Origin of the sequence: Amycolatopsis sp. NPDC059235, from assembly GCF_042754125.1 — a bacterium.
GTDB lineage: Bacteria > Actinomycetota > Actinomycetes > Mycobacteriales > Pseudonocardiaceae > Amycolatopsis > Amycolatopsis albidoflava.
Genome location: NZ_JBHZAG010000004.1, coordinates 79,022 through 94,716, shown reverse-complemented (window position 1 = coordinate 94,716; position 15,695 = coordinate 79,022). Strand labels below are relative to the sequence as shown.

Annotated in this window: 13 protein-coding genes; 8 read left to right on the top strand and 5 right to left on the bottom strand. The window is 68.2% G+C overall.

Annotated features, from left to right (window positions below; translation table 11 throughout):
• Nucleotides 1-4 precede the first annotated feature (4 nt).
• A complete protein-coding gene (locus tag ACFXI3_RS04090) occupies nucleotides 5-1,498 on the bottom strand; it encodes a CoA-acylating methylmalonate-semialdehyde dehydrogenase (protein WP_378397918.1) in 1,494 nt (497 codons plus the stop codon).
• Between the two features lie 130 nt (nucleotides 1,499-1,628).
• Between ACFXI3_RS04090 and ACFXI3_RS04085 the strand changes: the two genes are divergently transcribed.
• The 3 genes from ACFXI3_RS04085 to ACFXI3_RS04075 all read left to right on the top strand — a co-directional run bounded on the left by ACFXI3_RS04085 (nucleotide 1,629) and on the right by ACFXI3_RS04075 (nucleotide 4,589).
• Nucleotides 1,629-3,275: a PucR family transcriptional regulator gene (locus tag ACFXI3_RS04085; RefSeq protein ID WP_378397916.1), complete on the top strand. Its 1,647-nt coding sequence runs from the start codon at nucleotides 1,629-1,631 to the stop codon at nucleotides 3,273-3,275.
• A 28-nt stretch (nucleotides 3,276-3,303) separates the two neighbouring features.
• Nucleotides 3,304-3,675, top strand: coding sequence for an SSI family serine proteinase inhibitor (locus tag ACFXI3_RS04080; protein WP_344283925.1), 372 nt, complete (start codon nucleotides 3,304-3,306; stop codon nucleotides 3,673-3,675).
• A 128-nt stretch (nucleotides 3,676-3,803) separates the two neighbouring features.
• The gene (locus tag ACFXI3_RS04075) at nucleotides 3,804-4,589 is read left to right on the top strand and encodes a hypothetical protein (RefSeq protein ID WP_378397914.1); all 786 of its coding nucleotides are present in this window, start codon (nucleotides 3,804-3,806) and stop codon (nucleotides 4,587-4,589) included.
• Nucleotides 4,590-4,599: 10 nt separating this feature from the next.
• On the opposite strand, the gene ACFXI3_RS04070 is transcribed toward ACFXI3_RS04075, so the two are convergent.
• The 3 genes from ACFXI3_RS04070 to ACFXI3_RS04060 form a co-directional block, all read right to left on the bottom strand.
• Nucleotides 4,600-6,072: a DUF4153 domain-containing protein gene (locus ACFXI3_RS04070; RefSeq protein WP_378397912.1), complete on the bottom strand. Its 1,473-nt coding sequence runs from the start codon at nucleotides 6,070-6,072 to the stop codon at nucleotides 4,600-4,602.
• Between the two features lie 351 nt (nucleotides 6,073-6,423).
• Nucleotides 6,424-7,473 (bottom strand): ATP-binding protein, encoded by a 1,050-nt coding sequence (locus ACFXI3_RS04065; protein WP_344283917.1) that lies wholly within the window; start codon nucleotides 7,471-7,473, stop codon nucleotides 6,424-6,426.
• Nucleotides 7,470-8,141: a response regulator transcription factor gene (locus ACFXI3_RS04060; RefSeq protein ID WP_037714914.1), complete on the bottom strand. Its 672-nt coding sequence runs from the start codon at nucleotides 8,139-8,141 to the stop codon at nucleotides 7,470-7,472. Before ACFXI3_RS04060 ends, ACFXI3_RS04065 begins: the two co-directional genes overlap by 4 nt.
• Nucleotides 8,142-8,382: 241 nt before the next feature.
• On the opposite strand from ACFXI3_RS04060, the gene ACFXI3_RS04055 reads away from it, so the two are divergent.
• The 5 genes from ACFXI3_RS04055 (at nucleotide 8,383) to ACFXI3_RS04035 (ending at nucleotide 14,450) form a co-directional block, all read left to right on the top strand.
• The gene (locus tag ACFXI3_RS04055) at nucleotides 8,383-9,888 is read left to right on the top strand and encodes an NCS1 family nucleobase:cation symporter-1 (protein WP_344283914.1); all 1,506 of its coding nucleotides are present in this window, start codon (nucleotides 8,383-8,385) and stop codon (nucleotides 9,886-9,888) included.
• Nucleotides 9,881-10,723, top strand: a complete 843-nt coding sequence (locus ACFXI3_RS04050; RefSeq protein WP_037813646.1) for a nitrilase-related carbon-nitrogen hydrolase — start codon at nucleotides 9,881-9,883, stop codon at nucleotides 10,721-10,723. Before ACFXI3_RS04055 ends, ACFXI3_RS04050 begins: the two co-directional genes overlap by 8 nt.
• On the top strand, nucleotides 10,723-12,105 hold the full coding sequence (gene hydA / locus ACFXI3_RS04045) for a dihydropyrimidinase (RefSeq protein ID WP_378397909.1): 1,383 nt from the start codon (nucleotides 10,723-10,725) through the stop codon (nucleotides 12,103-12,105). The genes ACFXI3_RS04050 and hydA overlap by 1 nt, the downstream gene beginning before the upstream one ends.
• A 10-nt stretch (nucleotides 12,106-12,115) precedes the next feature.
• Entirely contained in the window at nucleotides 12,116-13,114 is a 999-nt protein-coding gene (locus ACFXI3_RS04040) for a TIGR03842 family LLM class F420-dependent oxidoreductase (RefSeq protein ID WP_378397907.1), read from the top strand.
• 175 nt (nucleotides 13,115-13,289) lie between these two features.
• Nucleotides 13,290-14,450, top strand: a complete 1,161-nt coding sequence (locus ACFXI3_RS04035; protein WP_378397904.1) for a type I restriction enzyme HsdR N-terminal domain-containing protein — start codon at nucleotides 13,290-13,292, stop codon at nucleotides 14,448-14,450.
• Between the two features lie 4 nt (nucleotides 14,451-14,454).
• On the opposite strand, the gene ACFXI3_RS04030 is transcribed toward ACFXI3_RS04035, so the two are convergent.
• Entirely contained in the window at nucleotides 14,455-15,687 is a 1,233-nt protein-coding gene (locus tag ACFXI3_RS04030; RefSeq protein ID WP_344283905.1) for a serine hydrolase domain-containing protein, read from the bottom strand.
• Nucleotides 15,688-15,695 lie beyond the last annotated feature (8 nt).

Sequence of the window (15,695 nt, the reverse complement as noted above, 5' to 3'; positions counted from 1 at the left end):
CGCGTCACGAGTTCTTCGGGAACCCCAGGTTCACCCCCGCGTGCGAGGTGTCCGGCCAACGGGACGTCACCACCTTCGTCCGCGTGAAGAAGTGGAATCCCTCCGGGCCATACGCGTGCGTGTCGCCGAACAGGGAGTCTTTCCAGCCGCCGAAGGAGTAATAGCCGACGGGGACCGGGATGGGCACGTTGACGCCCACCATGCCTACCTCGACCTCGTTCTGGAAGCGGCGCGCCGCGCGTCCGTCGCCGGTGAAGATGGCGGTTCCGTTGCCGTACGGGTTGGCGTTGATGAGCGCCAGCGCGTCGTCGAAGCTCGTCGTTCGGGCGACGGACAGCACTGGGCCGAAGATTTCGTCGGTGTACACCGCCATACTGGGCGTTACGCGGTCGAAAAGTGTGGGGCCAAGCCAGAATCCGTCGTCCGCGCCGTCTGCTTCCACGCCCCGGCCGTCCATCACCAGTTCCGCGCCTTCGGCGACTCCGGTGTCCACATAGGACGAAACGCGCTCGTGGTGTGCCCGCGTGACCAGCGGGCCCATCTCCGACGACGGTTTGCGGCCGTCTCCGACGCGCAGTTTTCGCATCCGGTCAACGATTTTGGCCACCAGTTCGTCCGCGATCGGCTCGACGGCGACCACCACCGAAACCGCCATGCACCGCTCCCCCGCCGACCCGAAACCGGCCGACACGGCGGCGTCCGCGGCCAGGTCGAGGTCTGCGTCCGGCAGCACGATCATGTGGTTCTTCGCCCCGCCGAGCGCCTGGACGCGCTTACCGTGGCTGGTGCCGGTTTCGTAGACGTAGCGCGCGATCGGAGTCGAACCGACGAACGAGATCGCCTTGACGTCCGGGTGCGCGAGCAGTCCGTCGACCGCGACTTTGTCGCCCTGCAGCACGTTGAACGCGCCGGACGGCAGGCCCGCTTCGGCGAGCAGTTCGGCGATGAACAGCGCCGCGGACGGGTCCTTCTCGCTCGGCTTGAGCACGACGGTGTTGCCGCACGCCAGCGCGTTCGGCACGAACCAGAGCGGCACCATCGCCGGGAAGTTGAACGGCGAGATCACCCCGACCACGCCGAGCGGCTGCGCGATCGAGTAGACGTCGACGCCCGTGGAGGCGTTCTCGCTGAACCCGCCCTTGAGCATTTGCGCCGCGCCGCACGCGTACTCGACATTCTCGATCGCGCGCGCGACTTCGCCCGCCGCGTCCGATTCGACCTTGCCGTGCTCGCTCGTCACGATCTTCGCCAGTTCGTGTTTGCGCGCCTGCAGCAGCTCGCGGAAGGCGAACAGCACGCGCGTCCGCCCGGCGAGCGACGTGCCCCGCCAGCCCGGCAACGCAGCGGTCGCGGCGGCCACCGCTTGGTCCACCTCGGCCGGTCCGGCGAAGTCCACCTGCGCGCTGACCTGGCCGGTCGCCGGGTCGTACACGTCGCCGGTGGGTCCGGTGCCGACGACCGGCTTGCCGTCGATCCAATGGCTGATGCGGTCGGTCACGACGTCCGCTCCTTCCGGTCGGGTGCCCACGAGTCTCCGGGCGAGGCGCCCGGGTCCGCCATCGACAACGTGTACGGACTACCCCTCTCCGCCGTACAGTCTGTGCCCTGCCGGCCAGCAAGGGGGACCGATGTACCCGACCGTCGCCGAGGCGCTCGCGTTGCCGGTGCTGCGCCAGGGCTGTCCGCGCGTCGTCGCGGGCAGCACCGGGCTCGAGCGGCGGGTCCGCTGGGCGCACGCGGCCGAGGTCGCCGACATCGCGCATCTGCTGCGCGGCGGAGAACTCGTGCTCACCACGGGCGTCGCGCTCCCGGATGACGACGCGACGCTGACCCGGTACGTCGCTGACCTCGCCGAAGTCGGTGTCGCGGGCCTGGTCGTCGAGCTGGTGCGGCACTGGAACGACCGGCTGCCGCGCGCCCTCGTCACCGCGGCCGAGCAGCGCGGCTTGCCGCTGGTGACGCTGTCTCGCGAGACGCGGTATGTCGCGGTGACCGAGGCAGTGAACGGAATGATCGTGGACGCGCAGCTCGCCGAGCTTCGGGCGGCGGAACGGGTGCACGAAACGTTCACGTCGCTGACCGTCGCCGGAGCCGAGCCCGCCGCGGTGCTGGCCGAGGTGGCGCGAATGACCGAACAGCCGGTCGTGCTGGAAACCCTCGAACACGAAGTCCTCGCCTACGACACAGCCGGCACGGACCCGGGCGAGCTGCTGATCGGCTGGCCAGCGCGGTCGCGGGTGGTACAGCTCGGCGAGCGCACCGGTTACCACTCGGCGGCGGGCTGGCTAGTCACCGTGGTCGGCGCGCGCGGGCACGACTGGGGACGGCTGGTGCTGGTGTGCGCCGAGCCGCCGCCGCACCGGTACCAAGTGGTCGCCGAACGAGCGGCGTCCGCGCTCGCGGTGCACCGTCTCGTCGCGCGCGACTCCGACACGCTCGAACGGCAAGCGCACCGCGCAGTGTTGACCGAGCTGCTGAATTCGCCCGCGCCGACGGCAGAAATCCTCGCGCGCTCTTCTGCACTCGCGGTGCCGCTGACGGGACGGCAGTTGGTCGGTCTCGCGGTACGGCCGCGCATCACCGCAACGACGCGACCGACGCTGTCTACGCCGCCGCTTTTGCGCGAGCTCGCTGAAGCCACCGCGCTCGCGACGCGCCGCGCGAAGGTGTCCGCGCTGGTGTCGACCGACGAGACTGCCGTACGCGCGCTTCTCGCGCTCTCGCCAGAAGCCAACGCCGACGCTGTGCTTCAGCGCCTAGCCGCCGACATTCACGACGCGCGCGCTTCCGCTCCCGCCGCGCTCGGCGTAGGCACGACGGTCACTGGACCTGCTGAGGCACAACGCACTTTGGTCGAAGCCGCGCACGTCGCTGCCGCCGCCCTCGACGAGCACGACGGCCAACCGTTCCACCGTCTCAAGGATGTTCGGCTACGCGGGCTGCTGCACCTTCTCGCCGACGACGAACGCGTACACGCCTTCGCGGCGCGAGAACTGGGCCCGCTCCTGGAACGCGACGCCGCTTCCGGAAGCCGCCTCGTTCCGGCACTGCGGCACTACTGCGCGCATGGCGGCAACAAGTCCGCCGCAGCCGTCGCCGCCCACACTTCGCGGACGGCTTACTACCAGCAACTCGCCCGCATCGAACAGGTGCTGGGAGTGCGACTGGAAGATCCGGAGTCGATGTTGTCGCTGTACGTGGCGTTACTCGCGCACGACCTCGGGAGCGCCACCCGTCCGAGCGAGGAAAACCCACCCGGACGAGGAGCACAGTGATCGGGCTCGGCGAGCCGATATCCCTCATATGGTGTTCTCTTCCTTCGCTCCGGTCGCCGCCGCTCTGATCGGATTCGGCGGCGTGGCCGCCCCGCAGGTCCCGGAGTCCGTGCTGCAGCTGACCGTCCACGAGACTTCCGGGCGCGTCACGAGCGCTTCCCTGACCTGCGACCCCACCGGCGGCACGCACCGCCACCGCGACACCGCCTGCGCGACGCTCACCGCGGCCAACGGCGATTTCGCCCGCATCGCCCCGCATCGGCAGAAATGCACGATGATCTACTCGCCGGTGGACGTCACGGCGCTGGGCAGCTGGCGGGGCACGCGGGTGACCTACCGCGCGACGTACCCGAACAAGTGCGCGGCGGACAGCCAGTCGAACGGGGTGTTCGCGCTTTAGGCCGCGCGGCCCGGCGGTCGCGAACGGCGAACGCCGCCGGGCCGCTTCCGGCGGGCAGCGGCGGAATCGGTTGCCGCACCGAACAATTCGGTAGGGAGCCGCCGCGATCCCGCGTAGGCTGCGGCGTCGTGCTGGCCCCGACGACCTTCCGCGAGCTCTGCTTCGTCGTGCACGACCACACCGGCCCGGCGTTGTTCTCCGACGTGCTTTCCCCGTGGCTCGACGAGCACGCGGCCGCCGCGCGCGAACTGCTCGCCCCGCTGGCGGTCTGCGGAGAATGGCAGCGGACGGAATACGTCTGGGGCGACCTGCTCGAGCAAGCGTACGCACTCAGCCGGATCAGCGATCTCCTGCTGCTGGGCTTCCAGCCCGGTCTTCCGGACGGAACCGAAACACCGTGGGCGCACCGGTTGCACCTGCCCGAGCACGAAGTGCGCGTCACCGCGGAGGAGTACCTCAGCTTCTTCTCCGCACTGGGCCTGCGACAGGCCGAGGTCGCGCGGTTCGATCCGTTCTTTCACGAGATCGCGGCCGTCGAACAGAGCGAGGATCCGGACGCGCCGATCGAGATCGTCGCCGAGCGGTGGCCGTGCCTCATGCTCGGCGAACTGCTGTTCGGCCGGGCCGGCGTCGCCGTGCGGGCCGGGGAACGCCGCGCGGCAGCCGGGATCGCGGACCGGTCGATGCTGGAGGATTCGTTCCTCCGTCGCGACTACCTGACCGCGGACGCCTACCGGTTCAACATCGACGCGAACCTGGACATCGACGAAGAAAACCCGTTCAGCGACGAGGAACTGACCCCGGCGGAGCGCCGCGACCTGGTGCGCCATCGCTGCGCGGTGCGCCGCTCCGAGCACCTCCCGCAGCACGAAAACCCGGTGCTCGGCTGGCGGCTGACCGTGCCCCGGACCTGAAACCGGCCCGTCATTCGCACGGCGCCTGCGACCGGACGATCTCCCGGGCCCGGGAGCGGCCTAAGTTCCAGGCAGGCCAAGGGTCGTCCGCGAGAGACACGACGATCGGCCGCAACAGGCAGGCCGCGTCGGGGCGGCGCTGCGCCACTACCGGAGCCACATCCGCGGAAAACCGGCTCAGATAATGGACGTCGAGCGGTTTGCCGTGCGCCGCCCGGTCCAGGTTGGCGTCGGCGATCAAGCCTTCCGGGTTCGCCGCGGCCAACCCCAGCAGCGCCAGCGCCCCGGTCGCGATCGCCGCCCGGGGCAGCCAGGTCGCGCGGAACGTGCCCAGCGTGGCAACCGTCAGGAGGAACACCACGCCCAGCCAGATCTCGCAGACCTCCACCACCAGGCGCAGCACGGTGAACCCGTAAGCCTCCTGGTAGGTCCACATGCGACTCAACGCCGACAGCACCAGCACCAGGCTCAGCACCGCCAAGGCGCCGAGCAGCGCACGCAGCAGAATCCGGTCGGAGCGGCTGGCTTTCGGAGCCCAGCGCAGTGCCGCGGTGACGATGCCGAGCGTCAGGACGGTGCAGGCGCAGAGCTGCCAGAAGCCGCTGCGGGCGTAGTCGGCCGAGGTGAGACCGTCGGTGCGGAGGACGTAGTCCGTGCCGCCGAAGAGGGCTACCGCCTGCACCAGAACGTAGGCGGTGAACAAGACCGCCAGCGTGGCCAACGCCGCCGTCCACAGTAGACGGTCGCCGACGGTGGCCGTCCGGTTTTCCCGTTCCGGCAACGGATCCGCGGAGATCAGGAAGGCACCGGCGATACCGCCGAAGGTCACGGCGAACACCAACGCCCACTGGAAAACCGAATCAGGCCGGACGGTCGGGACGAGGTCGCCGACGAAGTGCGCGAAGTTGTCGTCCGCGCTGATCAGCAGCGGGAGGAACACGACCACCACCAACGCCGACACCAGCACCGCCGCGAAAACCCGCGGTCGGCCTCGTCCCTGACGCCGCGCGCGGCGAAGCACCCACGGCACCGCGCGGAAAGCTTCGAGGGGAATCGCGAGGGCGTCGTAGGTGGTGCCGTGCACGGTTCGCCTGCCGACCACAGCGAGCGACGCCGCGACTCCCGCCGCCAGCACGCACAGCACGAACAACCAGTCCGCCGCCCGCACCGCTCCGACGCCCAGCAGCGCGATCGCCAGCACTCCCCACCCCGCGCGACGCCATCGCAAACCCGGCCCCACCCGCACGACCAGCACCGCGATGGCCGCCAGCACCGCCGACAACACCCATCCGGCCCCCGGCCGATCGACCGGCACCAGCGCCGCGGCGACCACGGCGACGGCCACCGCCGCCAGCCTCGCCCCTCCCGGCACCGCGGCCTCGGCCCGCGCGAACAACGGCCGCGGTCCCGGACGCCGCTGGTCGATCACCACAACCCCGGGCGGAACGGCGTGCGCGGGCCGGACTTCGACGTCCTCGGACATGAAACCTCTCTTCGCATTGGCAAATATCGGACGGGATTTCGCTCCCGCCAAGGAGAAATGGGGAGGTTCAGGAGAGCGTGGGGGCTGGGTGCTTCACCGGAGGCGCTGCGGGAACGGAAGCGCCCGGCCAGCGAAGATCCGCGCACCGGCCAGCCAGCTGACCACCGCGCTCAACCGCCGGGGTCAGCGAACACCTGGCCAGTCGACCGCCGCGCTCAACAACCGACCTCAGCACCCAGCCAGTGCTTCCCCCATCACCTTGAGCCCAGTAGTGCCGTCGAGCAGCGCACCACCGCAGCCAGCCACTCGGCCCGCCCGCTCGTCTCCAGCACGGACGCCGAAGCAAACCCGTCAAGCAGGCAACGTCACCCGGATCCGGCACCCCGGCCCGCCGCCCCCAGCGGCACGACCGGGTTCCGCGTCGACCACCGCGACCGTCCCGCCGTGCAGTTCCACCACCCACCGCACGATCGCCAGCCCGAGCCCGGTCCCGCCGCCCCCGGCGCGTTCTCCCCGGGTGAACCGCTCGAACACCCGGTCCCGGTCGGGTTCCGCGATCCCCGGCCCCTGGTCGTGCACCTCGATCCGCGCCTCCCCGGCCTCGACGCGCGCCAACACCGCCACTTCTCCCCCGGCCGGACCGTGCCGCGCGGCGTTCTCCAGCAGGTTCACCACGACCTGGTACAGCCGCTCCCGGTCGGCGGGCACCGTCGCACCCGGCGGGCTCACCGAGACGGTGAACCGGACTCCCCGTCCCGCCGCCGCGGCCATCGCCTCCGCCTCGGCGGCGACTTCGGCCAGCAGGTCCGCCAGGTCGACCGTCGATCGGTCCAGCGGCAGGGTTCCGGCGTCGATCTGCGACAGGTCCAGCAGTTCGGTGACCAGCCTGCCCAGGCGTTCGGTCTGGTGCAGCGCGGTGCGCAGCGTCGCGGGATCCGGCGAGGCGACGCCGTCCACCAGGTTCTCCAGGACGGCGTTGAGCGCGGTGATCGGCGTCCGCAGTTCGTGCGAGACGTTCGCGATCAGTTCCCTGCGCTGCTGGTCCGCAGTGGACAGATCGGCGGCCATCTGATTGAAGGCCGCGGCCAGCGAGCCGACCTCGTCGCGCGCGGTGGCGCGGATCCGCCGGGTGTAATCGCCTTTCGCCATTTCGCCCGCCGCGGCGGTCATTTCGCGCAGCGGACGGGTCATGCCGTGCGCCAGGATCTGCGACGTCACCAGCGCGATGACCATGGCCATCACCGTCGTCTGCGGCGGCAGCCAGCCGATCTGGTACCGGAAAAACCCGAACGCGATCCCGCCGGACGCCACCATCAGGATCGCCAGCTTCAGCTTCACCGACCGGATCGGGTCGAGCGGCCGAGGCAGCAGATCGACGGCTTTCGCCACCAGCACTCTCACGCGGGAACCTCCAACGCGTATCCGACGCCGTGCACCGTCCGGATCAAATCGGCCCCCAGTTTCCGCCGCAACGCCTTGATGTGGCTGTCCACCGCCCGGGTGCCGGCTCCGGTTGCCTGCACGTCCCAGTCCCACACCTCGCTCAGCAGCCGTTCCCGCGGCTGCACTGCACGCGGCCGGCGCGCGAAATGCACCAGGAGGTCGAATTCGATCGGCGTCAACTGGGCGGGTTCGCCCCCTCGGCGAACCCGCCGTTCGGCGATGTCGATCTCCAAATCCCCCAGCACGATCCGCTCCTCCGCCGCGGCCGAAGACCGCTCCACCCGCCGCAGCAACGCCTGGATCCGCGCGGACAGCACGCGCATCGAGAACGGCTTCGTGAGGTAGTCGTCCGCACCGACGCCGAGGCCCACCAGCAGGTCGGTCTCGTCGGCGCGCGCGGTGAGCATCAGCACCGGCACCGGCCGTCGCGCCTGGATCCGGCGGCACACCTCGAGACCGTCGAAACCGGGCAGCATCACGTCGAGAACCACCAGGTCGGGACTGGTCGCCGCCTCCGCCTCGACCGCCGCCGGACCGTCGTGCGCGACCGTCACGGAGAACCCCTCCGCGCTCAGCCGGGCATCGATCGACGCGGCGATGGTGAGGTCGTCCTCGACGACCAGCACCCGTCTTCCCCCGTTGTCCATGCCGCCGACTTTAAGCAATCGCCGTGGAGGCCATCCGGGTGAGCTGTGGAGATCCGGTGGAGATGTTTCCGCCGTTTTGCCCGGACGTCACCAGCAGGTTGTGACGTACGTCATGCACCCCGGCGCGGTTCGGCGCAATCGACAGACTGCGCCAAGGGCGTCCGAACAGTGAACAGTCTGTCTCTGCCCCCGGCCCCCGCCCGGCGCGCAGGATTCCGCAATGGAGCCGACGACACGTGAGCACAGCCGGGTGGACCTCGGCGACGTGCGGGCGCTGCGAGGCAGCCGGTTCTTCAACGACGAACTGGCCCCGGTCCCGGTCGAGAAGCGGACCTGGACGACCTACAACTATTTCGCGCTGTGGATGGGGATGGCGCACAACATCCCCTCGTACGCACTGGCCGCGTCGCTCATCGCGCTCGGCATGAACTGGCTGCAAGCGCTGATCACGATCACCATCGGGAACCTGATCGTGCTCGCGCCGATGCTGCTCAACAGCCACGCGGGCACCAAATACGGCATCCCGTTCCCGGTGTTCGCCCGCGCGTTCTACGGCCTGCGCGGAGCGAACCTCGCCGCGTTGCTGCGCGCGTTCATCGCCTGCGGCTGGTTCGGCATCCAGACCTGGGTGGGCGGCGAGGCGATCTACGTGATCGTCGGACGCCTCGCCGGATCCGGCTGGCGCGATTCGGCGGTGATCGCCGGGCAGCACTGGACGCTGTGGCTGTCGTTCGCGGTGTTCTGGCTCGTGCAGATGCTGATCATCTGGCGCGGCATGGAAGCGGTCCGCAAGTTCGAGAACTGGACCGCGCCGCTGGTGTCGGTCGGGTTCCTGATCCTGCTCGGCTACGTGCTGGTGAAGGCGGGCGGGCTCGGCCCGATCCTGCACGACAGCGGGAAGCTCGGCTGGGGGCCGGGGTTCTGGAAGGTGTTCGCGCCGTCGCTTATGGCGATGATCGCGTTCTGGTCGACGCTGTCGCTGAACATGCCGGACTTCACCCGCTTCGGCGGCAGCCAGCGCAAGCAGATGCGCGGCCAGATCCTCGGGCTGCCGACAACCATGACGTTCATCGCGGTCGTCGCCATCCTCACCACGTCCGGCGGGCACGTGCTCTACGGGCAGGACATCTGGGACCCGGCGCAGCTGGCGGACAAGTTCTCCAGCCCGGTCGTGGTGGTCGTCGCGCTGGTCGCGCTGGTGCTGGCGACGATTTCGGCCAACCTGGCGGCGAACGTCGTCAGCCCGTCTTACGATTTCTCCAACGCCTTCCCGAAACGGATCACCTTCGCCCTCGGCGGGCTGATCACCGGCGTGATCGGCATCCTGATCCAGCCGTGGCGGCTCTACTCCGACCCGGACATCTACATTTTCGCCTGGCTCGGCTTCTACGGCGGGCTGCTCGGCGCGGTCGCCGGGGTGCTCGTCGCCGGGTACTGGGTGGTGAAGCGGACGCGGCTGAAGCTGGCCGACCTGTACCTGCCGAGCGGGCAGTACTGGTTCACCGCGGGCTGGCATTGGCGCGCGCTCGTCGCGACCCTGATCGGCGCGGTGCTCGCGGTCGGCGGCGCCTACGGCGGTCCGTTCCCGGCAGATGGCCTGATTCCTTTCCTGAAGCCTTTGTACGACTACAACTGGGCAGTGGGATTCGTCGGCGCTTTCGTCGCCTACATCCTGTTCAGCCTTCCTTTGAACGCGCACCGGAACGAGGAGGAAACCAGTGTCTGACACGGTCCGAGCCGGCTTGATCCAGCAGCGGTGGACGGGTGACAAGGAGTCGATGATCGCGAACGCGGTCGATGCCATCGGCAAGGCGGCTTCGCAGGGCGCGCAGGTGGTGTGCCTGCAGGAACTGTTCTACGGCCCGTATTTCTGCCAGGTGCAGGACGCGGATTTCTACTCCTACACCGAAGCCATTCCGGACGGTCCGACCACGAAGCTCATGCAGGAGGTCGCCGAGCGACACGGCGTGGTGCTCGTGGTGCCGATGTACGAACAGGAACAGCCGGGCGTCTACTACAACACCGCGGCGGTGATCGACGCCGACGGGAAATACCTCGGAATGCACCGCAAGAACCACATTCCGCAGGTGAAGGGGTTCTGGGAGAAGTTCTACTTCAAGCCGGGCAACCTCGGCTATCCGGTCTTCGACACCGCGGTCGGCCGGATCGGCGTGTACATCTGCTACGAACGGCACTTCCCTGAAGGCTGGCGCGCGCTCGGGCTCGCCGGGGCGCAGATTGTGTTCAACCCGTCGGCGACGAGCCGCGGGCTGTCCGAGTACCTGTGGCGGCTGGAGCAGCCCGCCGCCGCGGTAGCGAACGAATACTACGTAGGCACGATCAACAGGGTCGGCGTGGAACCGCTGGGCGACAACGACTTCTACGGACAATCATACTTTGTGGACCCACGCGGCCAGCTCGTCGGCGAGGCGGCGTCGGACACCGAAGAGGAGATCGTGGTCCGCGATCTCGACATGGGCAGGCTCGCCGAGGTCCGCGATCTGTGGCAGTTCTACCGCGACCGCCGCCCGGACAGCTACGGCCCGCTCGCGGAGGCCTGATGACTACCCTGATCCGAGGCGGGCAAGTAGTTTCGCCGTCCGGCGCGGTCACCGCCGACGTGCTGGTGGACGGCGAAACCATCGCGGCGGTAGGCGCTCCCGGCACGCTGACCGGCGACGAAACTCTTGACGCGACCGGCAAGTACGTGCTGCCTGGCGGAATCGACGCGCATACGCACATGGAAATGCCGTTCGGCGGCACGCATTCCGTCGATTCCTTCGAGACCGGCACCATCGCCGCCGCGTGGGGCGGGACGACGACGATCATCGACTTCGCCGTGCAGGCCAAGGGAACGTCATTGTTGTCCACACTGGACAAGTGGCATTCCAAAGCGGACGGCAACTGCGCGATCGACTACGGGTTCCATATGATCGTGTCGGACGTCAACGACTCCAGCTTGAAGGAGATGCGGGCGTGCGTCGACGGCGGCGTCGGCAGCTTCAAGATGTTCATGGCCTACCCCGGCGTTTTCTACTCCACCGACGGGGAAATCCTGCGCGCCATGCAGCAGGCGCGCGAGATCGGCGCGACGATCATGATGCACGCGGAAAACGGCATCGCGATCGACGAGCTGGCCGCGCAGGCAGTCGCCGCCGGGCACACTGACCCAGTTCAGCACGGCTTGACCCGCCCGCCCGAACTGGAAGGCGAGGCGACCTCACGGGCGATCCGGCTCGCCAAGGTGACCGGATCACCGCTGTACATCGTGCATTTGTCGGCTTCACAGGCGCTCGCCGCGGTCGCCGAAGCACGGGATAATGGGCAGAACGTCTTCGCCGAGACCTGCCCGCAGTATCTCTACCTGTCCATTGAGGACTTGGCGAAACCCGATTTCGAGGGTGCCAAGTTCGTCGCCTCCCCGCCGCTGCGGGAGAAATCGCACCAGGCCGACCTGTGGCGCGGGCTGCGTACGAACGACCTGTCCGTGGTGTCCACCGACCATTGCCCGTTCTGCTTCAAGGACCAGAAAGAGCTGGGACGCGGCGACTTCCGGGCGATCCCGAACGGAATGCCGGGCGTCGAGCACCGGATGGACCTGCTGCACCAGGGCGTCGTCGCGGGCGAGATCTCGCTGGGCCGCTGGGTCGAGACGTGCTCGGCGACGCCCGCGCGGATGTTCGGGCTGTACCCGCGCAAGGGCGTGATCGCGGCGGGTTCGGACGCCGACATCGTGGTGTACGACCCTTCCGCGACCCAGACCCTGTCCGCGGCGACCCATCACATGAACGTGGACTACTCGGCGTACGAAGGCTTTTCGCTCACCGGAAAAGTCCACACTGTACTGTCGCGCGGCCGGGTCGTGGTGTCGCCGGACGGCTTCCACGGCAGCCCCGGGCACGGAAAATTCCTTTCCCGCGAACTCAATCAATACTTGAATTGAGGGCCGCCTGATGGATTTCGGGATCGTGCTGCAGACCGACCCGCCCGCGGCGGAGGTCGTGCGGATGATGAAGGCCGCCGAGGACGCCGGGTTCCGGTACGGCTGGACGTTCGACTCGTGCGTGCTGTGGCAGGAACCGTTCGTGATCTACGCGCGGATCCTGGAAGCGACGTCCGCGCTGGTCGTGGGGCCGATGGTGACCAGCCCCGGCACCCGGGACTGGTCGGTGATGGCGTCGACCTTCGCGACGCTCAACGACATGTTCGGCAACCGCACGGTGTGCGGCATCGGCCGCGGCGACTCCGCACACCGGGTCGTCGGGAGGCCACCGTCCACTTTGGCCACCGTGCGGGAATGCATGCGCACGGTGAAAGACCTCGCCGAAGGCCGCGAAGTCACGATGAACGACACCGCGGTCCGCATTCCGTGGATCCGCGGCGGACGGCTGGAAATGTGGATGGCCGGGTACGGCCCGAAGGCACTGCAAACCGTCGGCGAACACGCGGACGGCTTCATCCTGCAATGCGCCGACCCGGCCATCGCCCGCTGGACCATCGGCGCGGTCCGAGACGCCGCCCGCGCCGCCGGCCGCGACCCCGGCGGAATCACGATCTGCGTCGCGGCTCCCGCGTATGTCGGCGAAGACCTGGCACACCAACGGGAACAGCTGCGCTGGTTCGGCGGAATGGTGGGCAACCACGTCGCGGACCTGGTGTCCCGCTACGGCTCGTCCGGCCCGGTGCCGCACGAACTGACCGATTACATCCGCGAGCGCGAAGGCTACGACTACTCCCACCACGGCCGCGCCGGCAACCCGTCGACCGCGTTCGTCCCAGACGAAATCGTGGACCGATTCTGCTTGCTCGGCCCAGCGTCGGCGCACATCGCACGGCTGGAGGAATTGGCGGAGCTGGGGGTGGACCAGTTCGCGCTGTACCTGATGCACGACGAGCGGGAGGAGACGTTGGCGGCTTATGGGGCGCAGGTGATTCCCAAGCTGACCGCGTGACCCCAAACCTTCCGCTTGACGAAGAGATGCAGCGACAGGAAGGGAATTAACCATCTCGGAAGCGCTCTGGCGTGTTGCCCAAGAACAAGAATCAGTTTCACGACTTCGGTAACAGCACTGCCGAACCCGCCGATCTCATGATCACGAAAACCTTGACACGAGGACGGCTGGGGACATGGACATCGCGGAGCGCGCGCAGGCGCTGGCACTGAAGATCCGCAAGCACAAAGACAGCATCCAAACCGAGGAGGCGACCAAGAACGCCTTTGTGATGCCGTTCATCAGCACGGTCCTCGGCTACGACGTGTTCAACCCGGCCGAGGTGATCCCGGAGTTCACCGCGGACGTCGGGATCAAAAAGGGCGAGAAGATCGACTACGCGATCGCCCACGACAACCAGATCCAGGTCCTCGTCGAAGCTAAGAAGATCAACGACCCGCTCCGGATCGAGCACGCCTCCCAGCTCTTCCGGTACTTCTCCGTCACCAACGCGAGAATCGCGATCCTGACGAACGGCGAGGTGTACGAGTTCTACACCGATCTGGACGCACCCAACCGGATGGACGCGAAACCCTTCCTGGTACTGGACTTCGCCGACATCGACGAGACGCTGCTGCCGGAACTCGCCAAGCTGACCAAAGAGTCCTTCAACCTCGATTCGGTGATCAGCACCGCGGGCGAACTCAAGTACATCGGCCAGCTCAAGCGCATTCTGGCGACTCAGTTCAAGCAGCCAGAAGACGAGTGGGTCCGCTTCCTCACCACTCGGGTGTACGAGGGTTCTTTCACCCAGCGCGTCCGCGACCAGTTCCTGCCGCTGGTCGAGAAGGCGGCCCGCCAGTTCCTGAACGAACAGGTGAACGACCGGCTCAAGAATGCCTTGGGCGGACCGGACTCCTACGTCAGCGTCACGAGCGGCGCCGCTTCGGACGCGGAACCGGTCCCTGCCGCCGAACCCGCTGCCACTGCCGAAGAGACCGCTGATCGGGACATCGTCACCACCGAGGAAGAACTAGAGGGATACCGGGTGGTCCGGGCGATCGTGTGCGGACAGGTCGCTCCGGAACGAGTCGTGGCCAGGGACAACAAGAGCTACTTCAGCGTCCTGCTGGACGACAACAACCGGAAGCCGATCGCGCGGTTGTGGTTCAACCGGACGAAGAAGTACCTGGGGATCTTTGACGAAGCGAAGACGGAAACACGGGTTCCCCTCGACCGTACCGAGGACATCTACCGGCACGCCGAGCACCTTCGCCGCACCGTCGCACGCTATCTCGAAAGCGGGACCGGCAGTGGACAATCTCCGGTCGAGAACGGCGCCGTGACAGCTCTGTAAAGGATCAGTCCAGCATCGCCTGGTACACCAGCTGCCGCAGCTGCTGCCGGATCGGATGGGTCGACGACGGCAGCAGCTGTGTGTAGAACGCCACCGTCAGGTCCTCGTCCGGATCCACCCAGAACGCCGTCGACGCGGCCCCGCCCCACGCGTATTCGCCAGGCGTGGCAAGGGTTTTCGCCTTCACCGAGTCGATCAGGACCGAGAACCCCAACCCGAAGCCGTACCCGTCGAAAGGCATCTCCGCGAACAGCGGCCGCCCGTACGCCTCCAGATCCACATGCCCCGGCAAGTGGTTGGCCGTCATCAGATCCACTGTGCGCGGGCTCAGAATCCGCACGCCGTCGAGCTCTCCGCGGCGCAGCAGCATCTGCGTGAACCGGTGATAATCAGCCGCCGTCGAGACGAGGCCGCCGCCGCCCGAGAGGCACGCCGGGCGCGACGTACCCACTGCGCCGAAGGCGTCGTTGCGGACCAGCTTCTTCGTCCCGGGCGCAGGCAGATACAGAGCCGCCAGACGGTCCGTGTCCGAGGTCCAGAAGGCCGTGTCAGTCATGCCCAGCGGGCCGAAGATCCGCTCGGCGAACACCTCGTCGAGCGGCTTCCCCGCCAGCACCTCGACCAATCGGCCCAGGACGTCGCTGGCCACCGAGTAGTTCCACTCCGCGCCCGGCTGGAACACGAGCGGGAACCGCGCCCACGCCTTGGTGCACTCCGCCAGATCCAGCCCCGGCGGCGTGCCCCATTCGTACCCGCCCGCGCGGTAGATCGCGTCGGCCGGGTGCGTGTGGTGGAAGCCGTAGGTGAGGCCCGCGGTGTGCGAAAGCAGGTGCCACAGCCGGATCGGTTCGGTCGCCGGCTCGGTGACCGGAGCCAGCGCCGAACCTTTCACGTACACCCGCGGCTCGGCGAATTCCGGCAGCCACCGCGAGATCGGGTCAGTGAGGTCGATCAGGCCTTCCTCGACGAACGTCATCGCCGCCACCGAGGTGACCGGCTTCGTCATCGAGAAGATCCGCCAGATCGTGTCGGTCTCCACCGGCGCACCGGCCTCGACGTCGCGCGCGCCGTGCGACGCGACGTGCACGATCCGGCCGTGCCTGCTCACCACCGCGAGGAAGCCCGGCAGCAAGCCGTCGTCCACGTACCGGGCGAAATGCCGGTCGATCCGCCGCAGCCGTGCCCCGTCGAAACCCGCGTCGGCCGGATCGGCCTCCACCTTCACCTCGGTCGCCATGGCGGCGA